This window comes from Streptomyces sp. NPDC059169, assembly GCF_042755225.1.
Classification (GTDB): Bacteria; Actinomycetota; Actinomycetes; order Streptomycetales; family Streptomycetaceae; genus Streptomyces.
On the sequence record NZ_JBHZCF010000002.1, the window covers coordinates 174,327 to 181,199 of the forward strand.

Annotated in this window: 7 protein-coding genes and 1 pseudogene; 2 read left to right on the forward strand and 6 right to left on the reverse strand. The window is 69.6% G+C overall.

The features are described 5' to 3' along the window. Nucleotides 1–101 precede the first annotated feature (101 nt). Together ACFXOM_RS04655 and ACFXOM_RS04660 are read left to right on the forward strand one after the other, a co-directional pair. Entirely contained in the window at nt 102–959 is an 858-nt protein-coding gene (locus ACFXOM_RS04655; RefSeq protein WP_385036940.1) for an IS5 family transposase, read from the forward strand. 57 nt (nt 960–1,016) lie between these two features. Continuing rightward, nucleotides 1,017–1,139 (forward strand): annotated as a pseudogene (locus tag ACFXOM_RS04660) (DUF2267 domain-containing protein); the annotation flags it as partial. Between the two features lie 264 nt (nt 1,140–1,403). On the opposite strand, the gene ACFXOM_RS04665 reads toward ACFXOM_RS04660, so the two are convergent. The 6 genes from ACFXOM_RS04665 to ACFXOM_RS04690 all read right to left on the reverse strand — a co-directional run bounded on the left by ACFXOM_RS04665 (nt 1,404) and on the right by ACFXOM_RS04690 (nt 6,576). Then, a complete protein-coding gene (locus ACFXOM_RS04665) occupies nt 1,404–2,144 on the reverse strand; it encodes a hypothetical protein (RefSeq protein ID WP_385036942.1) in 741 nt (246 codons plus the stop codon). A gap of 201 nt (nt 2,145–2,345) precedes the next feature. Continuing rightward, nucleotides 2,346–2,882 carry a hypothetical protein gene (locus ACFXOM_RS04670; protein WP_385036944.1) on the reverse strand — a complete coding sequence of 179 codons (537 nt, stop codon included), beginning with the start codon at nt 2,880–2,882 and terminating at the stop codon, nt 2,346–2,348. A 117-nt stretch (nt 2,883–2,999) separates the two neighbouring features. Continuing rightward, the gene (locus ACFXOM_RS04675) at nt 3,000–3,584 is read right to left on the reverse strand and encodes a hypothetical protein (RefSeq protein ID WP_385036945.1); all 585 of its coding nucleotides are present in this window, start codon (nt 3,582–3,584) and stop codon (nt 3,000–3,002) included. A 266-nt stretch (nt 3,585–3,850) separates the two neighbouring features. Beyond that, complete coding sequence (locus ACFXOM_RS04680) at nt 3,851–4,168, reverse strand: hypothetical protein (RefSeq protein WP_385036947.1); 318 nt, start codon at nt 4,166–4,168, stop codon at nt 3,851–3,853. 242 nt (nt 4,169–4,410) lie between these two features. Then, nucleotides 4,411–5,874, reverse strand: a complete 1,464-nt coding sequence (locus ACFXOM_RS04685; protein WP_385036949.1) for a phytoene desaturase family protein — start codon at nt 5,872–5,874, stop codon at nt 4,411–4,413. Nucleotides 5,875–5,958: 84 nt separating this feature from the next. After that, nucleotides 5,959–6,576: a DUF4126 domain-containing protein gene (locus tag ACFXOM_RS04690; protein ID WP_384930072.1), complete on the reverse strand. Its 618-nt coding sequence runs from the start codon at nt 6,574–6,576 to the stop codon at nt 5,959–5,961. Nucleotides 6,577–6,873: the final 297 nt, after the last annotated feature.

The window sequence follows — 6,873 nt, forward strand, 5'->3', positions numbered from 1 at the left end:
ACACGACCCCCCCCCTCCACCCGCCGCGGTCTTCTGTTTCGTTGCCTTCTTTCTCCCCCCCCCCCCCCCCCCCCCGCCGCAGGTCACAGACAGGAAGAGACGTGCGCCACCGCCGATATCCCTCGGACACCACGGACGATGAATGGACGCTGATCGAACCGCTGCTGCCAATCGCAGCCTGCGACACGGCCCGCGGCGGCCGGCCGGAGAAGCATCCCCGGCGCGAGATCGTGGATGCGATCCGATACGTCGTGGACACCGGCTGCAAATGGCGAGCCTTGCCTGCGGACTACCCACCATGGCGGACCGTTTGGGGCTTCATGGCCCGCTGGGCAGCCTGCGGTGTCATCGGCCAGATCCGTGACGCTCTGGCCCAGCGGATCCGCCGCGAGATGGGCAAAGGACCCAGAGCCGTCGCCACGATCATCGACTCGCAATCAGTCAAAGCGGCATCGACCGTCGGCAAGGACTCCCGCGGTTACGACCCAGGCAGAAGGATCAATGGCCGCAAACGCCATCTCGTGGTCGACACCCGCGGCCTGCCCCTGCTGGTCATGGTCACCCCGGCCGATCTGCACGACTCCGCCGCCGCGAAGGAAGTCCTCTTCCGTCTCCGCCTGATGCACCCCGAGATCACCATCGTCTGGGCCGACCGAGCCTACGCAGGCAAGCTCGTGACCTGGGCAAAGAAGCACCTCAACCTGACCATCAAGACCGTCGCCCGGCCGAAGGACACTTCCGGCTTCATCCTGCTGCCCCGGCGTTGGGTCGTCGAACGCTCGCTGGCCTGGATCATGAACGCCCGCCGGCACGCGAGGGACTACGAACGCCTCATCCAGCACTCCGAAACCCTGATCACCTGGGCCGCCATCACACTGATGACCCGCCGTCTCACCCGGGGCAAGAAGAGCCTGACGCGCCTGCCCGTCACCCCGCCCCGGCTGACGCAGGCCGCCTGACCTAGTCGGCGGTGGTTTCGTAGGCGAGAGCTGGCAACGTTTGCCGACGGCCCAGCAGGCTCCGTCTTCGCCGCCGTCAACGCCTACGCCGGCCCCGACCTGGTCACCCGCATCCTCCATCAGCTCCCCACCGGCTGGGCCCTGCTGTTCGGCCGCGCCGAACTCAATCCCGCCGCATGAACAAGGCCGTGACCTGCCAGGCGCCGGGGGTGTTGAAGGGAGTGACGCGTGCACGGGTCGTATCGAAACCCCACGGGGCTCGTGCCGGTCAGCGGCCCCCGGCCCCCGGCACCGCGCCCGGCCCCCGGCACCGCGCCCGGCCCCCGGCACCGCGCCCGGCCCCCGGCACCGCGCCCGGCGCCCGGGGCCGCAGCGCACGCAAGAATCCGAAGTCCTTCAGCCCTACCTGTGACCATCAACGACGTCGGCTCTCCTCGGCGGAGGCTACCGGCGGGCTGCGGCGAGCAGGGCGCGTTGGTAGCGCACGCCTTTGCGGGTGAGGAGGAACAGGCCGAGGGCTGCGGCGAGCAGGCCGATGATCTGCGGGAGGGGGATCACGATGATGCGCGTTGTGCGGGTGACGGACTTGCCTTGCCCGGTGGGGATGGTCACCGATGCGTCGCAGACGCAGAAGATCGGTGGGCTGTGCCACTGGGTGGTGAGGGTTCGTTGCGAGTTGCCAAGGACGGTGAAGTCGGGGAAGGCGAGTCGGCTGCCGCTTGCGGTGGCGACGAGTCGTTTGGGGCCTGTGTAGCTGCGGTGGATGTTGCCGGCGTTGCGGATTGGCAGGGTGAGGCGGATCGGTCCCCAGAAGGCGAAGCGCGGGGCCTGGAGCTCTTCCGGGACGATCTTGTGGATGGCCTTGCCGGGGACGTTGACCATAAGTTGGCTGGCCACGGCGCCCGCCACCTGGACGTTCTTTGACGTCTGCCTGGGCGGGGTTTTGAACAGGATTCCGATGTACCGCTCGCCTGGCTCGGGGCGGTGGGGGACGCTGACCTTGACCTTCACCTTCCGGCTCTCCCCGGGGCCGAGTTCGAAGGAGGAAGGGCTCATCGTGACCCAGGAGGCGGCTGAGACGGGCCCCGGCGGCCGGAAGGTGATCTCGCCGTCGGTCTCCTGGCTGAACTCTGCCGACTCGACGGTGATCCGCACGCCGACAGCTGCACGGTTGACGATGTTCACCACCTGGGTTTGCGGCCCGGTTTTGGCCGGCAGGACACTGCGTGCTGGCCACACCGTCAGTGACAGGCCAGCCTCACCGTCCCGCTGTGCGGGGTCGGCTGATGCCGATGCGGCCGGCAGTACAGCCAGCACGGCAGCGAGGACGGCACAAGCGAGGCGGGGCACGCCACGCCTGTATGAGCGGATTCGAACGTCCGGCATCTACTTCGTGGCTGCGGTGTAGGTGAGGTTCACGCTGTAGGTGTCGGAGCGCACGTTGGGGATGTGTACGCGGTAGTCGGTCGCATAGGTGTCCCCGCCACCGGCAGAGGGGCTGTCGACGTTGCGGATGACCTGGTCCGAGGTCGTCACCGGACGCCACAGGATCTGAGGATTCGGCCGCAGTTCGAGATTCCCGACCGGGATGACGTCCGGGTTGTCGGCGCCCTGCGGCTGCAGCGCGGAGTCATTGGCCCGCACGCTGATGGTGTAGCCGGCCGCGTTGTTCGAGGTGACCGTGTAGCTGACAGCGGCATTCTGTGTGGCCGTGGTGTTGGGAAGGCCGCTGAGGGTGAAGGACGGGGTGAGTCCGGTCAGTGAAATCGCTGAGGCCACGGCCACGTTCGCCTGGGTGGTGTCGCTGACCTGGTCGGCCAGTGCCGCCGGGCCGTCCGCGGCCGCGGCCGTCAGGCCGCCCGCTGCCAAGAGGACAGCCCCCACGACGGGCCTACTGCTGACACGGATACGCCGTTGGTTCATTTCCCAGCACCTGTTTCACATCGATCACCGTCTGCTGCTGCCCCATTTAATGCACCTCCGTCTGCCGTGTCCTGTCGTGGAATGCAGCGGCCATCAACGGTTCACCCGGATGGAGGGTTAACGTGTCGTGACCGTGTAGGTCAGGGTGACGCGGTAGGTGTCGGCCCGCACGTTCGGAATGGTCACCCGATAGTCGGTGCTCAGGTTGTCGCCCTGCGGACCGGAACGGGTCGTCTGGCTATGCACGGTCACGGCCGACGTGCTCTTCAAAGGAAAGAACGCGGACGTCCCGGTCTTCCTGACGGCAAGGTTTCCCACTGGGATCCGATCCGGATTCGCTGCCTTGAGCGGTGTCATGACCGCGGCATTCGCCAGCACGCTGACGGTGTACCCGTCAGGATCCGGCGTACGCACGCGCAGGGTCACCGCACCGTTCTGGGAACGTGTCTGATTCGGCGGACCCACGAGCGTGAAGCTCGACGTGAGGTTCGACATCGTGATGGGCAGCTGCCTCAGCACCACCGACGGGACGGCGCTCCCGCTCTGGGAGGACTCGGCAGAAGCCGACCCGCTACCCATCGCCAGCGCCAGGCCGCCGAGCACCAGCACCAAGCCCAAAGCCGCCTCCCCCACCGCAGGCCAGTCCCGACGAACCAGCGCCGCCTCCACCACCTCGCCGCCCCCAGCATGCATGGCTGACATCCGCAACACACCAGCTAAAACGCCCAAGCGGACAGAAGGACACGAGCCGATGCCTTGACTGCCCCGGCGAAGCGTGCACGGCTCCTGTCAGCAGCCCCGAACCAGAATCCGCCCGGTGAAATTCAGTACCTGCCGGCTCCACCGCCCGGTGGCGACGAGTCCCGCCCGCTGATTGACGCCCTCCTCTGAGCAGATCCCCCTGCCAGAGAAGCGGGCCCGTCTGCACCGTGAGAGAGACGACGCAGACAGGCCAGATCGCAGACGGCTCACGCCGACGTGAACATCACGCTCGCCATGGCCACTCGGCTCACCGTCGCCGTCGGCTCCAACGTGCCCAGCGGCTCACCCTGACACGCCGGACTCGGATACAAAGTCGCCTCACGGTCCGTGCCGTTCGAAACGGTGCCGTTGGCAGTGGCCTGAATACACACGTCATCAGCAGGGTTCTTCAACTTCACCGTCAAAGCCGTGTACGCATGCGTGTACTGAAACACCCCAGTAGCCGCCTGCGCACTGGCGGGAACGGCGATCATCAGCACCGAGCTGGCCAGAACCCCCATACCCACCACGAAACCACGCCTCATCGAAGGCTCCTTCCTTGGACGGAAACACCCCTCACTACATACGCGCAGGGTGCAGAGAATCCACGCAGGCACTCACCGTGTCCTGCCAAGGGACTCCGTTCGGACGGGAACGCCATCACCTGGTCCAGGAATGCCACTCTTGCTTCAGAAACAGCTTCTTACATGGCGTGCGACAGGTGCTGGGCGCGGTCACGCGCGTCCGGCCCCCGCGGATCCCGCACCGCACCACCTCCTACGACGGGCTACTGCGAGCCGCGGAAACCCTCGCCCTCCACGATCAGCCCCGCCACCAACGCGCCCGACATGCCCGCGTGGGCCAGCCCACCGCCCGGGTGGGCCCACCCGCCCGCGAGGTACAGCCCCGGCAGGCGCGTGGTGTTCGAGGGACGCAGGAAGCGTCCCCCGGCCCCGGCCAGGGCCGGAGGACACACCGGGCCGGTCCCGTCCGGAGTGATGACCTCGCGCCACAGCAGCCGCTCGCGGAGGTCCGGGACGGCGCGGCACGCCGCGTCGACCAGCCGGTCCGCCCAGCATTCGCACCGTGCGCGGTCCGCCCAGCCGCCCTGCGCCGGTACGGTCGCGGTGAGCGTCACCGCCTCGTGTGCCTCGTCGGGGCGCGTCGTCGGATCGTCGGGACGCAGCACCGTCACCGTGGGCCGTCCGACGGGTCCCTCCTCGAACACCGCGCGGGCCTCCGCAGCCGGGTCGGGGGAGTGCACCACAGTCCGGTGCACGGTGCCCTGCGGTCGGGCCCCGCGCAGGGCCAGCAGCACGGTGAACCGACCGGTGGCCCCGTCCACCGGTCGGACACCGCCGTCCCGCCACGGTTCCAGCGGGCCCAGCCCCGACGCTCCGGCGCCCGCCACCACGAGGTCCGCTCGGATCGGGCCACCCGAGGCGAGGAGCACCCCGGCGGCCCGGCCGTCCTCCTCCAGCACGCCGGTCACCTCGGCGTCGAACACGAAATCCACCGCGCGGGCCAGGCAGCGCTCGTAGACGGCCCGGGCCAGTGCCCGCATACCGCCGAGGGCGTACCAGCTCCCGAACGTCTGCTCCATGTACGGCAGCAGTGCGGCGCTCGCGGGGGCGCGCCGCGGATCGAGTCCGTACGTCAGGGCGCATGCGTCGAGCAGGGCGGCGAGCCGTGGGTCCGCCAGCTCCCAGGCCCCCACCTCCGCGAGCGTCTGCGCCTGCCGGGTGCGCAGCAGGCGGCGTTGCCGCAACGCCGGATACGGGTCACGGCCCAGCACCTGCCGGTCGGCCCACAGCGGTTCCTCCAGCAGCGGTCGGCGAGAGCGATCCCAGGCGTCCCGAGCACGACCGAGGAACTCACCCCACCGCTCGCCCGCGCCCGGACCCAGTGCGGCGTCCAGGGCGGCGACCACACCGGCGCGGGAGGCGTTCGGCAGCGAGACGTCCGTGCCGTCGTCGAACAGATGGCGACCGGCCGGATCGACCTGGGTCAGCTCGACGCAGCTCTCCAGCGGTTCCCTGCCCGTCTTGACGAACAGGTCCCGGTAGACGGCCGGGAGGTGCAGCAGGCCGGGACCGGTGTCGAAGGTGAACCCCTCGCGCGCGAAGGTGCCCACCGCCCCGCCGAACGTCGCCGAGCGCTCGTACACCGTCACCCGGTGGCCTGCCACGGCCAGCCGGGCGGCAGCCGCCATGGCGCCCATCCCGGCGCCGATCACCGCAATCCGTGCCATGTCAGCGACCCTATCCGCCCGTGCCGGCGGGGCCGTCACCCGGCCGTGCGCCGCCAGGGCACGGGGCCGGTCCGCCTCCGGCCGTCAACGGAGCGGGGGTTGGGGCAGGCCCGCTCCGAGCCGCTTCTTCGTGCGGCGCTCCGCCCGGCGCCGTAGGAACCGTCGGATCCGTGAGACGAGGAAGACGAGCGTCACGAAGCCCAGGACGAGCAGGGACCCCGCGATGATCGCCGCCGGCAGCGGGTGGAAGACCGCGAAGGTGATGAGCCCGGCGACGCCGAGGTCCTCGACGACGCTGACGGCGACGTTGCTGAACGGCTCGGGAGAGGTGTTGACGGCCATGCGGGTGCCCGCCTTCACCAGGTGGCTCATCAGGGCCGTGGAGCCGCCGACCGCCGCTGCTGCGAGCTCCGGCAGCGATCCGCTCTCACCGGCCAGGAGAGCTGCCACGACGGCACCGGCCACCGGACGGACGACCGTGTGCACCGAGTCCCAGACCGAGTCGACGTACGGGACCTTGTCGGCGACCGCCTCGCAGAGGAACAGCACCGCGGCGGCGATCAGGACGTCGGTGCGCTGGAGCGACGCGGGCACCTCGTCGGTGAGCCCGGTCGCGCCGAAGAGACCGAGCAACAGGACCACCGCGTAGGCGTTGATCCCGCTCGCCCAGCCGCTCGTGAAGACCAGAGGGAGTACGGACACAGGCGTGATCGTAACGAGCCGGGGCGCGGGCACGGATGGGGATGAGCGCGGAGGACTGAGTATCCGTACCTAGTACGGGAGATGAGTAGCCGCGCGGATGGGTGCCCACCAGTGCAAACGGAAGAGTGGGTGCCACGGGAAGGAGCGCTGTGCCGCACCGCCGGCACGGGGCGGCGGAACGGTGCGGCGCACCCGACCGAACGGGGGTCGTCCCGGAGCGAGTCGGGACGGTGGAGGAGGACACGGGGGACCGGGGGGGGGGGGGGGGGGGGGGGGGGGAGGGGGGGGGGGAGGGGG